A 15434-nucleotide genomic window follows, 5' to 3' on the forward strand; every position below is an offset into this window, starting at 1 on the left:
CTACATCACTTTTTGGTGCGCTATATCCAAAAATAGTAACCATTTTGGTTTATAGGTTTGTGATGCTTTTTCAAAAGTCTTTGCAATACACCAACGCATACAGCTTTCCACTGCGGTGTTTTGTGTTTCATTTGTTACATTCAATGCGATGCAGAATTTCTCGGACACATCTGCATCCACTGTAAAGGTCACGCTCTGGTTCACCGTTTACGCCTCACTGTTTACTCTATAAAAAATTATATCTGTGATTTGTATTTTGTGAATATTAATAATCTAATTTGTATTAACTCATCGCAATAAATATGAAAACACCCTGTATTTCAACAAGGTGTCAGATCCTAATAATATTTAGTTATTCAGTTCAATTTTCAACATCTATACTAATGCCTGACCTGAATTCCACCTCAATTTTGTCATCATGCACTGTAACTGTCCGCAGTAAACAATAGTCGATTAAGTGCCTGACGTTAACATAGCTCAGACCCTGCTCTAGCCATGAACTTCTTCTGCAGCTATAGCGTCTTCTTTGGTAACATGAACTGTGGCAAATGGATGATTAGGCGGAGCATAAATTGAATAAAGTTTCAGTGGAACATTACCTGTATTGATTAAATTATGCCAAGTTCCTGCGGGTATCATAATAGCAGAGTCATCAAATACCCTTCTCTCAAAGTTCAAATTCTCTGGACTATTCCCCATGCGAACAATCCCTTGACCTTGTTCAATTCGTAAAAATTGATCAACGTCTGAGTGCATTTCCAGACCAATATCTTCACCAACATTAAGACTCATTAATGTTACTTGCAAGTGTGTTCCAGTCCATAAAGCGGTACGAAATGTATTGTTTTGCTTTGATGCTTCATTGATATTTATGACAAATGGCCCTGGTCCATAATCTGTTAGCAAAATAGTTCCATTACCATTGGAAGAGCGAAAAGAAGCAAACCCGTTTATCTGCTCATTCTTTTTAGAATAAGGGCAGTAAGCGGAATGTCTTTCATAGTTATACACAGGTACATTAGCATAATTAGGATACTGATATTGATACCCATATGGGTTATAGTACATTTTTCTCATTCCCTCATCAGTTTTTCTAATTATCTTATGCAATTGTTATCATGACTGTACTTAGGGTTTGTTGCACCCATCCCGATTTTCAGCAATTATAATTTTCAGACATATTTAGGCCTGAAAATTACCGAAAAACCTGCGAAAATAGAATCGACGTTCGGAAAAGCCATAAAAAAGCACAGAGAAACCCTGAGGCGTCTCTCTAAGTTCAAAACCAGAAACTTGAGCGCAATCACCGTTTCATTCCTGAGCATCGCGTAGATCTTGTCCAGCCCAAAGAGGTGTTTGGCCTGGCCCAAACTTTCCTTCAACCGGGATCCGGCCTTTAAAGTCGCTCTGCTCCACCCTTCGATCTGTTTTCCGGGCTTGTTTATCTTTCGGCTTCCGGCCGAGTTTCGGTCCGCTGAGCAAGATGTTACGTGCCTTGCAGAAAGCCCGATTCTTCCGATTGCGATAGAGTGTGTGGCCAGGACGGCTTCCGGATAAAAGCCATAGCACCTTCGATAGGCTTCGACAGAGTCCTGAAGGGTTTTCCCCTCGTTGAAGTTGTCCCAGCCCAGTTATTCGACCAACAATTTTTCGTGTACACAGGTCCATGACTGAGGCCAGGTAGCACGAGCCCTCTTTGATCGTGTGAATATAAGTGATATCAGCCACCCATTTTTGGTTGATTTTTGTGGCTGTAAAGTCTTGAGCAAGTACATTTTTCTGTTCTCAACCGGTCTATAATTCTGCAATTTTTCACACAAAAGGAGGCGCCGGCCTTTGGGTTTTGGCCTATAGAGATTTGGACCGCCCCTGCTCCTTCTTGTGGAAGTTTTGATTTTGTATTGCTAATCGTTATACAAAAGAATACAATAAAGAAAAAAGAAAGGTGGAATGATTTATGGCAGCTAAAACCGCAAATGTCCTTGCACGTGTTGAACCGGAAATAAAAGAAAAAGCTGAAGCAATTATGTCTCAATTGGGAGTGCCTGCTTCTGTTGTCATCAATATGCTTTACAAACAAATCATCATGACAAGGAGCATCCCTTTCTCTCTGTCCGTTCCCACTGCACCGATTGCTCTCGATGAAATGGATGCAGCACAATTCGATGCCATGATGCAAGCTGGGTTTGAAGATGCTAAAGCAAACCGTTCCCGTCCTGTAGCCGATGTATTTGCCGACTTAAGACGGGAGTTATAAAACGATGGCTGAAACCTACGCTGTAAAAATTACCACTCAGGCAGAGGAACAGATGCAGGAAATCACACACTACATTGCTTCTAAACTGAAAGCCCCGAATGCAGCACTAAATCTATTGGATGCGTTAGAGGATGTGATTTCCTCTTTCTCCGAATTTCCACAGCGAATTGCCCTTACTGAAGAAGAACCGTGGCACAGCTTCTGTTCAACATCAGAAAACATAGTAAACACCTCCGTTATTTGAAACTCTTACTTCTCCTCAGTATCTTCTTTAATGCCAAATAGAACCTTCAGGTCATTGAAGTTGTATGGATAAGAATTATCACCGTCAAAACGAACATTCCTGTGTCCGTTGTCATATTCAATTTCAACTTCCCACTGTGTACTGATAGGTTACACCTAATTGAACGGATGAGTTAAGGTCATATAAACTTGGTTCAACGATACTATCCGCCTGGATCATAGGTATGTATTTTGACAACATATCGTATTTACTCATCCTCGTCCTCCTCCTCAGTATCGTCAATGCCAAATAACATCTGGAACTTATCGAAGTTATATGGGTATGAGTTATCACCATCAAACCTTACCGGTCTATGGCCGTTGTCATATTCAAATTCCAGCTCCCACTGCGTACCATCACACACTGTGAATCCAAAGCGCTTAGTTGAATATCGTCTGCTCCATTCACCGATGTGTAGATCCTGAAGTGCGGCTATGAAAGTATCCTTTGTAAATGGCTCCTTATTATCATAATTTAACAATAAGAGTGGTTCTTCATCTTCCCATAATTTTGTATAGGCTTTCAATCCATCTGATAGTTCTACAACATAACTACGGTGGCCAACAAAGAAACCGCCAATGCTAAAGGTAATCTTGCAGATAGCATCCATATTTGCGTCAAAGTCGGCAACCTTTTCTTCTGCCTTTGATAAGGTATAAGTTCCACCAGCTTCAGCATAGGCTTGCCTGGCTCCTTCCAAGTATTCACGAGTCCAGTGAAGGCACGTTTCTTTACTTGGATGCACAATAGGTACTATGCCATAGTCTGGGTTTTCCATTGTATTTTTAAGGCGGCCTATTTCTTGCTTAAGCCCACGTATAACGGTCAGAATTTGTTCTTTAGTTTTTCCTTTGAGATACTCTTCATAGTATCCTTCCGGGCTGATCATCATATTAGGTCGCCTCCTTTACTCATTTCCTGTCTTTATTTCATTGCCATTGGGCAGAATGAAAGCCTGCTCAAACTTAACATCCATCACATCTGCTATGGCCTTAAGTTCTTCTAATGTAATAGTCTCACGCTTCAGCTTCTTCCCGAAGTTCTGTGGTGACTGGCCTAACCGTCTGGCCAATTCTGAAACGCTGATATTCATTTGTTCACATAGCTGTCGAATCATGTCCGAAGTTTTCAATATAATTCCTCCAAACCTTAATAGGAATATTGTAAATCATTTGGTTTCAATTTGCGATATTAACATATAAATGTTTACAAACAACAAACCCGCAATTTAGGTACGTGAGTTACGAATTTTGTTGTGTTACTAATTATTTATCGATTTGGATTTCGATTCCTGATTTGAATTCTACTTCAAAGTTATTACCGTGTACTGTAACTTTTTCAATAAACTGCCTTACCAACTGTTCATCATATTCCTCCAACTCGCAGGATTGTTCATTCAAAAAATCAGTCATTTCACTGATTCGTCGTCTTTTCCCTTCTCGCTCTGCATTTTCAACCAGTGCATTTTGCTTCAATTCTCGAAGGCGGTAAATTTCATCAGCTACATCTTCATAGTCATTCATGACTTTGCTTGGAGAAACTGTTGTTGTAATTCTTCCAATTTGCTATCAATGTCATCGATGGCATTATCATTTTCTTCATTAAATACAGTGGTTATTTTTTTCTGCAACGCCTGGAGGAAGGGTTCTTTGTTAGCTAAAAGTTCGTTAATTGCCTTGACCACTGCTGTCTGCAATGTTTCTTCGTTTATGGTAGGGGCATGCCATAATGGTCAGCAGGACTTCACCCTTAGAATCCATGGTGTTAATATTCTCTTTCTCAAAGAATACAGCGGTGCTTTTATCCTTTAACTGACGAATGTACTTAAGGCAGTCCAACGTGTTTCTGGCAAATCGGCTACACATGTTTATCCGTTCGACCTGTTTCCTCAATAAATAAAATAAGGATTTCCACGGCAAAAGACACTGCCAGACATTGGGCAGAAAACCCTTCACTCTTAGAAACCCTTTATTTATCAATGTTTTGCGTAGTCCTGTAGTACTATTTCTCCACCCTAGACATCAATACCACGCACTCCACATGTGTCGTCTGTGGGAACATGTCCACTGGCTGAACTTTTTTAATATCATATCCGCCTGGTACCAGCATTTTCAGATCGCGGGCAAGGGTTGCCGGATTACACGATACATAAACGATCCGATCAGGTTTCATGTCCAGCATGGTCTGAATCAGGGCAGCGTCGCAGCCTTTGCGCGGTGGATCCACAACGATTACGTCCGGTTTAATACCCTGATCACGCCACTTCGGTATAACTTCCTCCGCCTTACCGGTTTCAAAGCGGGCATTCGCAATCTGGTTCAGTTCGGCATTTTTTCGTGCGTCCTCAATCGCCTCGGGGACGATTTCCACACCGTAGACCTGTTTCGCTTGTCCTGCAAGGAAAAGGGAGATCGTACCGATGCCGCAATAAGCGTCAATCACTGTCTCCTCTCCGGTGAGTCCCGCAAATTCGAGTGCTTTACCGTAGAGCACTTCCGTCTGCTGCGGATTAACCTGAAAAAAGGAACGGGCGGAAATAGCGAATCTGACCGTGCCAATCTGGTCATAGATGACGTCGCGCCCCCACAGCGTTTTCGTTGTTTCTCCGAATATAGCGTTCGTCCGTTTCAGATTGATATTCTGCATGATTGACTTGATCTGCGGGTATTTGCCGATTAACGTTTTGATCAGTTTTTTCCGGTGCGGGAGGTCTTTGGTTCGTGTGACAAGAACAACCATGACTTCACCGGTATTCCGGCCGGTCCGCGCCATGACATGACGGAGAACGCCGTGGTTTTTCGACTCATTGTAGGGTTCGACTCCCGCCGTCTCCATAAATGTCCTGGCTGTCTGTACGATTTCGTCAATCAGCGGATCGGTGATCAGACAGTGATCCATCGGAACAATATCGTGACTGCGTTTTCGATAAAAGCCAAAAGCAAAGGAACCGTGCTGAATCGCAACTGGAACCTGAATTTTATTCCGGTAGTACCATGGATTCGCCATGCCGAGTGTCTTTTCCACATTAATTTCTTTAAACCCGCCGATATGTGCAAGGGCATCCCGCACCAGGCCGCGTTTGAAGTCGAGCTGAGCGCCGGCCGCAACGTGCTGAATGGCGCATCCGCCGCACTGATCGAAAATCGGGCAGGGCGGATCGGTTCGCATGCGGCTTCGCTCAGTCAGCTCACAAATCCGGGCAAATCCATAATTTTTCTTTGTCTTCACTACCTGTACCCTGGCCTTCTCACCAGGCAGCGCCCCCGGAACGAACAAAGTGTAGCCGCCTGTTGTTTTTGCTACACCCGATCCATCCTGAGTCAGATCGGAAAATGAGACCTCTATTTGATCATTTTTTGAAACAGGCAGGGTTTTGGACATGATTTATTGCTCCTTTCCGGTTAAAAAGCCACGGCTTTGTTAACCCCATGAAAAAAGTGTACCCGCCCAGGTCATGCGGACACACCTTAGTCACTCCATTCCTTTTACTGCAGCGATTGCTCAATCTGTGTTAATAACGCTGACTGCTCCTCAGAGACTTTCTTCGGTACCATTAACTGAAGATGTTGACGAAGATTAACGATTTCTCCGGGAAGATCACCGCCGTATTCCCCGTCAATGTTCAGTTGCATCTTTTCATTTGTTTCAATTTTGATCCGGCTCGCCTGAGCGTAGATCACTTTTGGATCTTTCATATGTTCACCGCGTGAAGCAAGTGAAGCCAGGCGGATAAATTCAGCCAGATTAACCGCTTTTAAAATGATCAGGTCAAACAGACCATCATTCAGCCGGGCATCCGGTGCAAGCCGTTCGAAACCACCGACGGAATTTGTATTGGATACAAGAAAAAGCATGATATCCCCGGAGAAGGTCTCCTGATCATAGTGAATCGTACAGTTTGTCGGGCGAAGTGAAGGCAGCATTTCAATGCCCTTGATATAATAGGCCAGCTGACCGAGCATCGTCTTCAGTTTGCTCGGAACGTCGTAGCTGAGTTCCGTCAATTTTCCGGCACCGGCAATATTGATGAAATAGCGGTCATTCACTTTTCCGATATCAACGGGCATTTCGTAACCTGCACACAGCACGTCGCAGGCTTTGACTATATCGCGCGGGATATTTACTGCCCGGGCGAAATCATTGGTCGTACCCATCGGAAGAACACCCAGCCTTGGCCTGTATTCATTCTCAGCAAGTCCGTTAATGACTTCATTAATCGTCCCGTCTCCACCTGCTGCAATCACCAGATCGAACTTCCTTTTCACTGCCAGATGTGCACCACGGGTTGCATCACCCTTACCTTTTGTTGCATACGCTGATGCTTCATAGCCCGCGCCTTCCAGTCTGTCCAGTATATAGGCGATGCTCTTTTTCGCCATCTCTCGCCCGGAAGTTGGATTATATATCAATCTTGCCTTCTTCATGCTTTATCACCCAATCACTCTCTGTATAGCAAGTACCGTCGGACACACCCGTGGGGATCCTCCGTTATTTTTATCTGAATAAAAGCTAACTACGATAATTATATTTGAATCCTTTTTTAAAAGCAAAGCATCAATGACAACTGCTCGATCACGTAAATTCAGAGGGTACGAAAAAAAAGAGAAGGTGATCCTTCTCAACCCCTTACAAAAGAAGGGGACTTCCCTCCATTATGGTAAAAAAACAGGCGGAGTGAAACACAGACCCCCTGCTCTCTCTTCTTATTTATTTTCGGCATTTTTTTCAGATCAGCTGATCAACGGTCTCCAGCCTTTTTTATTATCTGCTGAAATAACAGGTAGCCCCCGGCAGAAAAGGGGAGAACAAACAGAGAAAGAAGCAGAACGATACCGGTCGAAGTGAAGCCAGAGTGAGCCTTCAGTACCGAAGCCGGCTGACAGGGGTTATTCCCTCCTGATAACAGATCATCCATAGTTTATTTCATCTTTCGGCACCGTAAATTTAAAATGAATCCGGCAGAAAACGGCCAAACCCCTGTTTTTTCACTTCTGATCGTCATATGATAATGATTTACGAAACAACGGAACAGCCGTCTTCTCGTTTTTTCGATACTACTCTTTTCACCTGCTCTGTTTTCTGAACACTTCTGTAAGTGTTTCATTAATAGCCTATCGAAATCCTTCTGATCCCCGGTTTATTGATGATACTCTGTCCCACCGGCCTGATTGCCTTCGTTTTCGTCCTGAAGGGAAGAGTTATAGGTATTTTTTATTAGAAACCGCTTACATTTATCTGCTTTAATCATCCGCTCTTTAAGTGAAGAGCTGACCTGCAGGTTGTTTCGTACCGGGTAGTCAACCATGACATCCGTTGAACCGGCCTCCCGCAGCAAGTGAAAGGTCTCGCGGGCAATCACCAGCTCTTCATCAGTCGGAATCACCAGAACGGCCGGTTCCGATGCCTCTGACTGGATAATTGGCCCGTTCTGTTCATTTTTTTCCGAATCAAGATAAATATGCAGCCCTTTCAGCTTATCGCAAACCTTTTTTCGTAAAAAAGGAGAATGTTCTCCGATACCGGCCGTAAACACAAGCGCATCCAGTTTTCCAAGTTCTGATTTGTAGCGTTCAATAAATGAACAAATTCTCCTGGTGAACATCTCGATAGCCAGAATGGACCGTTTGTCACCTTTATTTGCGTATGCAAGGACGTCTCGAAAATCGTTAGAGACACCTGACACGCCCATGATCCCTGATTTCCGGTTAATCACCTCTTCTGTCTCATCGACTGTCAAATGCAATTTCCGCTGCAAATAGGTCAGGATGGTCGGATCAATATCTCCTGATCGCGTCCCCATCATCAGTCCCGCGGTCGGTGTAAATCCCATCGATGTGTCGATGGATTTCCCCGGTCGATACAGCAAATACTTGAACCGTTACCGAGATGACAGGTAATGATTTTCAGTTCGGTGATCTTTCTCCCCAGAATTTTTGCTGCTTCTTGGGCAACATATTCGTGGCTGGTCCCGTGAAAGCCGTATTTTCTGATTTTATATTTTTCATAATACTCGTACGGGATCGGATACATATAGTTTTCTGCCGGCATCGTCTGATGGAACGACGTATCAAATACCGCAACCTGAATGGCCTGCGGCAGCGCCTCGGAAAAGAGCCTGATTCCTGCTGCATTCACCGGATTGTGCATCGGCGCAAGATCGCTTAGCCTGTCAATCGTCTGCAGCACATACTGATCGACCCGAACCGGATGTTTGAAGATTTCGCCCCCGTGTGCAATCCGGTGCCCGACACCTTTAATTTCATCGAGTGAATGCACAACATGGAGATTAAGCAAAAGATTCAGTAAATGATCTACTGCCTTCTCATGAGAAGTGACAGCGAGCGCTCCACTTGCCCTGAAGTTTTTAAAGTTCATCCTGAACGCCGCATTTGGGTTCCCCAGGCGCTCATAGGCTCCACTGAGGATCAGATGTTCAGAAGGCATGTCAAAGAGTTTGTATTTCAGCGAAGAACTTCCTGAATTAATCGCCAACAGTTTGTCACTCATTCTTTTATCCCTTTCCTGATTTGGCTTTTTCTAACCGTCACCGTCCGGAATCGTCTGATTTTCTGCTTTTCGCCCTTCTTATCTCCTGTTATGTTATTTTACGGTTGGTCGGGGCATCTGCACACCACATTGCAAAGAATTTCGATACGAACGTTCAGTTATCCTGCCGGCCCCGCCCTTTTTATTTTTCCGGTCCGTTCTTTTGTTAATTGATCTCCTTGTCCTGATGGCCCGTTTATCCTGTCAGAAAGCCATTTTATCAGTATGAAGGACCCATTTCCGTAAAACAGAATATTTTTCGACATGTGCCTGTTATCCTGACCCTGACCCGCTGCAGCAGAAAGAAAGGACCCGGGAAGGTAAGCAGAACCCGCAGACTCGTGGAACCCTTATCGAAAAAGATAATAGAGCGATAAATAGAATGAAACTTCAATCAGTGGAGGTTTTGGGGCGCACAGGACGCCCTTATTTTTAGCCTGCGCGCATTCCCGCGGATTGTCGTTGCCCATCAGGCGTCTGCGGGCCTGGGCCTGTTCGTTTGTCCTCTTGACCCTGAGGGGCACTGCCCGTTCATGCGGTAAATAAAATTTTAACTGACGTCATCAGCCTGCAGTACGATTTAAAGATCCTGCCAGGTCTATTCTATTTTTCAGATTTTTTGTCTATGATAGAATATGTAATCAATAAAACAGATGACAGCAGAAGGAAGGGAACTGCTATTCGCAGGGGACAAAAAGGACCGCTTATATTTAATCTTATCGTTTTTCTGCTGATTACGGTCGGCATTATCTGGCTGAGCTGGCTGTACGGACCTGCATTGACCAGTCTGGCCGCAAACCCCGGCAAGCTGGAGAGGTTCCTGAATTCGTTCGGCGGGATCAGTATTTTAATATTTATCGGGTTACAGATGATTCAGGTAATTATCGCGGTTGTTCCCGGCGAACTTCTGGAAATTGCCGGCGGCTACATATACGGCACCCTCGCCGGATCTCTTTTTTCCATCATCGGTATCGCACTCGGTTCTGCCGTGAACTTCTTCCTTGGCAGACTGTTTGGCATGTCCCTGCTGCAGCTGTTCATCTCTAAAGAAAAGCTAATAAAAATGAGTATCCTGCTGAATGGACAAAAATCGAAATTAGCCATACTGATTCTCTTTTTACTGCCCGGGATCCCGAAGGACATTCTCTGTTATGTCGGCGGACTCCTGCCCGTCAGGCCGCTTTATTTTCTGAGCGTTTCCGCTGCCGCCAGGATTCCCGCGCTTCTTATCAGCTGTTATGTCGGTGCAAACCTGCGCAAGGAAAATTTTCTGCTTGCGGCCATCGTCACAGGTTCGTCAATCATTATTATTGTTCTTGCTTTTCTCCTGAAAAAGCGGATCACGGCACTTTTGCACCGGCATCATCAGTCAGAGGAAAAAGACAAATATCCTGATCTTCCCCGGGCGATTCACCGAAAATGATCAAAGAGGGTATCTCAAAAGTCAGCTTTATGACAATGATATACCCTCTCTTTAAATGTGGCTCTGTTTATCTGTCTGTTATTTTCGCCAGGTGTTTGACTTTCGGCGGGCGCACCTTTATCCTTCAAGCCTTCACGTCCGTCCCCTCGCTTGCGCGGCCAAAAATGAGTGCTTCTTAAGATAAAAAAGGAGTAGGGCACCGAAAAACCTCAGTTTTTCAGTGCCCTGCTCTTTGTGTCCTTCTTTAAAGCTTTTCAATTTCTCCAAGAATGATCTTATTGACCATCTTCGGATTGGCCTTGCCACGGGACTGTTTCATCACCTGACCGACGAGAAAGCCGAGTGCACGATCCTTGCCGTTTTTATAATCAATCATGGATTGTTGATTGGCTGCAAGGATCGGGTCAATCAATTCGTGAAGCGCCTTTTCATCAGAAATCTGAACAAGCCCTTTGGCTTTAACGATTTCTTCCGGATCGCCGCCTTTTGTAATCAACGTTTTAAAAACTTTCTTGGCAATCTTGCTGGAGATTGTCCCTTTCTCAATCAGTTTAACCAGTTTGGCCAGATCTTCCGGCTTCATCGGCACCTGATCGATCGTGATATATTTACTGTTCAGGTAAGCTGAAACGTCACCCATCAGCCAGTTGGCGACAAGTTTCGGATCAGCGCCTTCATCGATCGCACGCTCAAAGAAGTCAGACATCGTTTTCGCCTGAGTCAGAACCATCGCATCGTATTCAGGAAGTCCAAGTTCTTCAATATAGCGTTTCCGACGGGCATCCGGCAGCTCAGGGATCTCATCCTGAATCCGTTTGATCCATGCATCATCAATTTTCAGCTTGATAATGTCCGGTTCCGGGAAGTAACGGTAATCGTCCGAGCCTTCCTTGCCACGCATCAGCGTCGTTGTCTTCGTGGCATCGTTATAGCGGCGGGTTTCCTGTTCCACTTTACCGCCGGAAAGCAGGATTTTCTCCTGACGCCGTTCTTCATAGGAGAGTCCTTTTTCTACAAAGGCAAAGGAGTTGATGTTCTTCAGCTCTGTTTTCGTACCGAACGTGGTCTGACCGTACGGACGGATGGAGAGGTTGGCATCACAGCGCAGCGATCCTTCCTCCATCTTCACATCGGAGACGCCAATATACTGCATAATGGCCTTCAGCTGATCAAGATAAGCATAAGCTTCCTGCGGCGAACGCATATCTGCTTCAGATACAATCTCGATCAGCGGTGTACCGACACGGTTGAAATCGACAAGCGAGCCGGAGCCGTCTTCCAGGTGACTCAGTTTCCCGGCGTCTTCCTCCAGATGGAGGCGGTGCACGCCGATCTTTTTCGGCTTTCCATCGACTTCAATTTCGATATAGCCGTTTCTGCCGATCGGCTGGTCGAATTGGGAAATCTGATAGGCCTTCGGATTGTCCGGATAGAAGTAATTCTTCCGATCGAATTTGGTCTCGCGGGAGATGTCGCAGTTTAAGGCGAGTGCCGCTTTAATGGCATAGTCTACGGCCTCTCTGTTCAGAATCGGCAGGACACCGGGGTGCCCCAGACAGATCGGACAGGTATGTGTATTCGGCGGTGCGCCAAATTCATTGGCACAACCGCAAAAGGCTTTCGTTTTTGTTTTCAGTTCAACATGGACTTCGAGGCCGATTATCGTTTCAAAATTGCTGCTCATCAGTCATTCGCCCCTTTGAATGCCGGCTCCAGTTTAAACCCGGCAGTCTGTTCATAAGCATGTGCCGCGCGGTAAAGTGTTTTTTCACCAAACGGCCGGGCAATCATCTGCAATCCGACAGGCAGTCCATCCGCAAGTCCGCACGGAAGACTGATCGCCGGTACGCCGGCAAGATTGACAGGTATCGTCAGAATATCATTGGCGTACATGGTCAGCGGATCATCAATAATCTCACCAATTTTGAAAGCCGTCGTCGGTGTCGTCGGGCCGACGATGATATCGTGATCTTCAAGAACTTTTTCAAAATCCTGTTTGATCAGCGTACGTACCTGCTGTGCTTTTTTATAATACGCGTCGTAATAGCCGGAACTTAAAGCAAAGGTTCCAAGCATGATCCGGCGTTTCACTTCGTCACCGAATCCTTCACTTCTCGACTTTTTATACATCTCGATCAGATCATCGGAATCCGCACGTACCCCGTAGCGGACCCCGTCAAAACGGGCGAGGTTCGCCGAGGCTTCCGATGACGCAATCAGGTAATAAGCCGGCACCGCATATTTGGTATGCGGCAGCGAAACTTCTTCACAGACCGCGCCAAGCGCTTCAAGCTGACGGACGGCCGCCTTAATTTTGTCCTTGACCGGCTCGCTGACGCCTTCGCCCAGATATTCTTTTGGGACTGCCACGCGCAGGCCTTTAATGTCACCCGTCAGCGCATCTGCATAATGCGGCACCGGGATATTCGCACTCGTCGAATCCCACGGATCGAGTCCGGATATGGCCTCGAGCAAGTAGGCGTTGTCTTCAACGGTCCGGGTAATCGGTCCGATCTGGTCAAGAGAGGAGGCAAAGGCCACCAGTCCGTAACGGGAAACGCGGCCATAGGTCGGTTTCATCCCGACAACACCGCAGAAGGCCGATGGCTGGCGGATGGATCCGCCTGTGTCGGATCCAAGAGAGAAGAGGACTTCCCCGACTGCGACGGAGGCTGCGGAACCCCCGCTTGATCCACCGGGAACCCGCTCAAGATCCCATGGATTATGTGTGATCGCCATGCCTGAATTTTCTGTTGAGGACCCCATCGCGAACTCGTCCATATTCAGCTTGCCGGCCACGATCCCTTTCTGATCAGAGATCTTTTTAACCACTGTGGCATCGTAGATGGGATCATAGTTTTCAAGAATATGGCTCGCACACGTGGTTTTCAGCCCTTTGGTCACGATATTATCCTTGAGGCCGATCGGCATGCCGAAAAGCAGCGTATCGGAAGGAGTCCCTCCCTCATCTATCTTTCCTGCTGCCTTTCTGGCTGCTTCTTCGTTTAAAGTCAGAAAAGCTTTGATTTTATCATCGACTTCATTAATGCGTGAGAATGCTTCATCAACGAGATCGGATGCCTTAATTTCCTTTTTATGTATCTTTTCTTTAAGAGACACAAGGCCTTCTTCAAAAAGTGGCATCTTCCGTTTTCCTCCTTCTGTATCGCTCAGTCTGCTTCCATAATCTGCGGTACTTTAATCTGTCCGTCTTCCTGGACAGGGGCGTTCTTGAGCGCTTCCTCTCTTGGCAGAGACGGGACAACGACATCGTCACGCATCACATTATGCATATCGAGCACGTGCGTTGTTGGTTCAACACCCTCGGTATCGAGTTCATTCAGCTGTTCAGCAAAACCGATAATATCATCGAGCTGTGTCGTAAACGTGCTGATTTCCTCATCATTAAAAGAAAGCCGTGCCAGGTTAGCGACATATTTCACTTGTTCTTCAGAAATCCGGCTCATAAAATCACCTCCGTCAAAAAGTTGGCCCGGGGGCGCGTCCAGCGTTCCGCGGGCCCCCGACAATGCCTCTATCATACCAAATTAGAGGGTTATGATGCAATGACAGCGCCGATCAATCCGCCGCCTGTTTTTGTGGCCTGCAGAACCTTTTTATCATCAATCCGGCGGAAGAAACCCCCGCTGATTGAAGCTTCACTTTATGAGAACATCATCGCGATCCTGATGACGCGCGGGGTCAGTTATTATAAACAGAGACATAGGCATCATCCATGTCAGGTGTCCTTTCAATCAATGCTTCCTGCACATCGCCTGTTGTCAGATAAATGTGTACACTGACCGTGCGGGGAAAACGGAAACGCGTGTTGAGCACAGAGGCAATATAGTTGGTAAAGCCGATGATTTCCGTCTTGTCCCGGAACTTATCCAGATTGACGGTCAACGTAAGATCCTGAAGCTTTTTATCCCGATAAAAACCTTTACCGATCACATCTACATAATCCGGATAATAACTCTTGATGTCATCTACAAAGACGTTAAACTTGTCCAGGTCGGCTTTATATTTTGATGAAGCCTGACTGGAAGGAAACAGGACGTGGTCCTCATTTACATTGGTCCATTTATTAATGGATGAGGACCCCTGTGGAATTTCAGTATGGGCAAAGAAGTCTCCGGAAACAAGTGAATCCGGGGCCGCCGTCATATAAAGTGCGAGAAAAATCGGTACCTTTTCCAGACCTTCGACACTACGGATGCGCTGAATAATCTGCGGCGCATGGGCTTTTCCCCACACCTGCACGTCGGAGGCTTTCAAAGGGACATTGACATTATGAATCATCTTCTTATTGTCCATAATTTTATCGGCATAGACCGAATTAAGCGAAATGGCGATAGATACCCCGCTGAGTGTATATTTCCCACCGGACCCCTTTTTCAGATAATCCTGTTCCAGAACATAGTTGATCATTTTCGGACTGTTCCTGGACTGCTCTACTTTGTTTTTTCCCTTTCCGAGCGCCGGATTGAGACCTGGCAGAGGTTTGATCTTTTTTCCCTGATCATTCAGTTTCCGGGGTTCCTGACCGCGCCGGTAAAGTATACCGTTAATATCGTCTTCTTTCAGATACTGCCCGCTTTGAAAGACGTAATCATCCGGGCTGAAAACGTCTTTTGACATCTGCATTAAACCCGTTTCCAGCTGGTCGCTGTCCGCCTGATTCTTAGCTCCGTACTGGATATAACCACGTACTCGGTCATTGCCGAGCGGGCGAAGTGAGGTATATTCTTTATCGCTTGCTCCCGGAACGAGCTGAGCGGTCTTCGTTTTTCCGTTTTTCTGATCAACCACTTTACTTTGATCACTGCCGCCAAATCCGCAGCCGGCTACGACCAGCTGTATGCTGATCAGGACGGATAAGACGGCTGCTGCTTTTTTGCCTTTCATCCGGATACCTCCTCAGT

17 protein-coding genes and 2 pseudogenes are annotated in these 15434 nt (G+C 45.8%); 3 read left to right on the top strand and 16 right to left on the bottom strand.

Annotated elements, in window-relative coordinates; translation table 11 throughout:
- The 4 genes and pseudogenes from ABNN70_RS00850 to ABNN70_RS00865 form a co-directional block, all read right to left on the bottom strand.
- Complete coding sequence (locus tag ABNN70_RS00850; RefSeq protein ID WP_353948438.1) at positions 1 to 204, bottom strand: hypothetical protein; 204 nt, start codon at positions 202 to 204, stop codon at positions 1 to 3.
- A 285-nt stretch (positions 205 to 489) separates the two neighbouring features.
- Positions 490 to 1068, bottom strand: coding sequence for a cupin domain-containing protein (locus ABNN70_RS00855; protein ID WP_353948439.1), 579 nt, complete (start codon positions 1066 to 1068; stop codon positions 490 to 492).
- Positions 1069 to 1311: 243 nt separating this feature from the next.
- Entirely contained in the window at positions 1312 to 1569 is a 258-nt protein-coding gene (locus ABNN70_RS00860) for a transposase (protein ID WP_353948440.1), read from the bottom strand.
- 69 nt (positions 1570 to 1638) lie between these two features.
- Positions 1639 to 1776 (bottom strand): annotated as a pseudogene (locus ABNN70_RS00865) (IS3 family transposase); the annotation flags it as partial.
- A 181-nt stretch (positions 1777 to 1957) separates the two neighbouring features.
- Between ABNN70_RS00865 and ABNN70_RS00870 the strand changes: the two are divergent.
- Both ABNN70_RS00870 and ABNN70_RS00875 read left to right on the top strand, forming a co-directional pair.
- Positions 1958 to 2257, top strand: a complete 300-nt coding sequence (locus ABNN70_RS00870) for a type II toxin-antitoxin system RelB/DinJ family antitoxin (RefSeq protein WP_353948441.1) — start codon at positions 1958 to 1960, stop codon at positions 2255 to 2257.
- A gap of 4 nt (positions 2258 to 2261) precedes the next feature.
- On the top strand, positions 2262 to 2501 hold the full coding sequence (locus ABNN70_RS00875) for a type II toxin-antitoxin system RelE/ParE family toxin (RefSeq protein ID WP_353948442.1): 240 nt from the start codon (positions 2262 to 2264) through the stop codon (positions 2499 to 2501).
- Positions 2502 to 2748: 247 nt separating this feature from the next.
- Here the strand turns inward: ABNN70_RS00875 and ABNN70_RS00880 are convergent, their stop codons facing one another.
- The 8 genes and pseudogenes from ABNN70_RS00880 to ABNN70_RS00915 all read right to left on the bottom strand — a co-directional run.
- Complete coding sequence (locus tag ABNN70_RS00880; RefSeq protein ID WP_353948443.1) at positions 2749 to 3432, bottom strand: hypothetical protein; 684 nt, start codon at positions 3430 to 3432, stop codon at positions 2749 to 2751.
- A gap of 15 nt (positions 3433 to 3447) precedes the next feature.
- On the bottom strand, positions 3448 to 3672 hold the full coding sequence (locus ABNN70_RS00885; RefSeq protein WP_353948444.1) for a helix-turn-helix transcriptional regulator: 225 nt from the start codon (positions 3670 to 3672) through the stop codon (positions 3448 to 3450).
- A 133-nt stretch (positions 3673 to 3805) separates the two neighbouring features.
- Complete coding sequence (locus ABNN70_RS00890; protein WP_353948445.1) at positions 3806 to 4063, bottom strand: resolvase; 258 nt, start codon at positions 4061 to 4063, stop codon at positions 3806 to 3808.
- Positions 4060 to 4224, bottom strand: coding sequence for a hypothetical protein (locus tag ABNN70_RS00895; protein ID WP_353949472.1), 165 nt, complete (start codon positions 4222 to 4224; stop codon positions 4060 to 4062). Before ABNN70_RS00895 ends, ABNN70_RS00890 begins: the two co-directional genes overlap by 4 nt.
- Positions 4208 to 4405, bottom strand: coding sequence for a recombinase family protein (locus ABNN70_RS00900; RefSeq protein WP_353949466.1), 198 nt, complete (start codon positions 4403 to 4405; stop codon positions 4208 to 4210). Before ABNN70_RS00900 ends, ABNN70_RS00895 begins: the two co-directional genes overlap by 17 nt.
- Before the next feature lie 136 nt (positions 4406 to 4541).
- Positions 4542 to 5921 (bottom strand): 23S rRNA (uracil(1939)-C(5))-methyltransferase RlmD, encoded by a 1380-nt coding sequence (gene rlmD, locus ABNN70_RS00905; protein ID WP_353948446.1) that lies wholly within the window; start codon positions 5919 to 5921, stop codon positions 4542 to 4544.
- 104 nt (positions 5922 to 6025) lie between these two features.
- Positions 6026 to 6964 carry a diacylglycerol kinase gene (locus ABNN70_RS00910; RefSeq protein WP_129929800.1) on the bottom strand — a complete coding sequence of 313 codons (939 nt, stop codon included), beginning with the start codon at positions 6962 to 6964 and terminating at the stop codon, positions 6026 to 6028.
- Between the two features lie 920 nt (positions 6965 to 7884).
- Positions 7885 to 9047 (bottom strand): annotated as a pseudogene (locus tag ABNN70_RS00915) (acetate kinase); the annotation flags it as partial.
- Positions 9048 to 9711: 664 nt separating this feature from the next.
- Here ABNN70_RS00915 and ABNN70_RS00920 point away from each other — a divergent pair.
- Positions 9712 to 10509 carry a TVP38/TMEM64 family protein gene (locus ABNN70_RS00920; protein WP_353948447.1) on the top strand — a complete coding sequence of 266 codons (798 nt, stop codon included), beginning with the start codon at positions 9712 to 9714 and terminating at the stop codon, positions 10507 to 10509.
- A 244-nt stretch (positions 10510 to 10753) separates the two neighbouring features.
- On the opposite strand, the gene gatB is transcribed toward ABNN70_RS00920, so the two are convergent.
- From gatB to ABNN70_RS00940, 4 genes are all read right to left on the bottom strand, one after another.
- On the bottom strand, positions 10754 to 12193 hold the full coding sequence (gatB, locus tag ABNN70_RS00925; protein WP_129929797.1) for an Asp-tRNA(Asn)/Glu-tRNA(Gln) amidotransferase subunit GatB: 1440 nt from the start codon (positions 12191 to 12193) through the stop codon (positions 10754 to 10756).
- Positions 12193 to 13653 (bottom strand): Asp-tRNA(Asn)/Glu-tRNA(Gln) amidotransferase subunit GatA, encoded by a 1461-nt coding sequence (gene gatA, locus ABNN70_RS00930; RefSeq protein WP_353948448.1) that lies wholly within the window; start codon positions 13651 to 13653, stop codon positions 12193 to 12195. The genes gatB and gatA overlap by 1 nt, the downstream gene beginning before the upstream one ends.
- Positions 13654 to 13679: 26 nt before the next feature.
- Positions 13680 to 13976 carry an Asp-tRNA(Asn)/Glu-tRNA(Gln) amidotransferase subunit GatC gene (gatC, locus tag ABNN70_RS00935; RefSeq protein WP_353948449.1) on the bottom strand — a complete coding sequence of 99 codons (297 nt, stop codon included), beginning with the start codon at positions 13974 to 13976 and terminating at the stop codon, positions 13680 to 13682.
- Between the two features lie 235 nt (positions 13977 to 14211).
- A complete protein-coding gene (locus tag ABNN70_RS00940) occupies positions 14212 to 15417 on the bottom strand; it encodes a CamS family sex pheromone protein (RefSeq protein ID WP_353948450.1) in 1206 nt (401 codons plus the stop codon).
- Positions 15418 to 15434 lie beyond the last annotated feature (17 nt).

Origin of the sequence: Sporolactobacillus sp. Y61, assembly GCF_040529185.1 — a bacterium.
In the GTDB taxonomy this organism is placed as follows: Bacteria; Bacillota; Bacilli; order Bacillales; family Sporolactobacillaceae; genus Sporolactobacillus.

Bases quoted from the DNA above. Each gene is read 5' to 3' on its own strand.
- ABNN70_RS00855 (WP_353948439.1), bottom strand. From the start codon at position 1,068: ATGTACTATAACCCATATGGGTATCAATATCAGTATCCTAATTATGCT.
- ABNN70_RS00870 (WP_353948441.1), top strand. From the start codon at position 1,958: ATGGCAGCTAAAACCGCAAATGTCCTTGCACGTGTTGAACCGGAAATA.
- ABNN70_RS00875 (WP_353948442.1), top strand. From the start codon at position 2,262: ATGGCTGAAACCTACGCTGTAAAAATTACCACTCAGGCAGAGGAACAG.
- ABNN70_RS00880 (WP_353948443.1), bottom strand. From the start codon at position 3,432: ATGATGATCAGCCCGGAAGGATACTATGAAGAGTATCTCAAAGGAAAA.
- ABNN70_RS00890 (WP_353948445.1), bottom strand. From the start codon at position 4,063: ATGAATGACTATGAAGATGTAGCTGATGAAATTTACCGCCTTCGAGAA.
- ABNN70_RS00900 (WP_353949466.1), bottom strand. From the start codon at position 4,405: ATGTGTAGCCGATTTGCCAGAAACACGTTGGACTGCCTTAAGTACATT.
- rlmD (WP_353948446.1), bottom strand. From the start codon at position 5,921: ATGTCCAAAACCCTGCCTGTTTCAAAAAATGATCAAATAGAGGTCTCA.
- ABNN70_RS00910 (WP_129929800.1), bottom strand. From the start codon at position 6,964: ATGAAGAAGGCAAGATTGATATATAATCCAACTTCCGGGCGAGAGATG.
- ABNN70_RS00920 (WP_353948447.1), top strand. From the start codon at position 9,712: ATGATAGAATATGTAATCAATAAAACAGATGACAGCAGAAGGAAGGGA.
- gatB (WP_129929797.1), bottom strand. From the start codon at position 12,193: ATGAGCAGCAATTTTGAAACGATAATCGGCCTCGAAGTCCATGTTGAA.
- gatA (WP_353948448.1), bottom strand. From the start codon at position 13,653: ATGCCACTTTTTGAAGAAGGCCTTGTGTCTCTTAAAGAAAAGATACAT.
- gatC (WP_353948449.1), bottom strand. From the start codon at position 13,976: ATGAGCCGGATTTCTGAAGAACAAGTGAAATATGTCGCTAACCTGGCA.
- ABNN70_RS00940 (WP_353948450.1), bottom strand. From the start codon at position 15,417: ATGAAAGGCAAAAAAGCAGCAGCCGTCTTATCCGTCCTGATCAGCATA.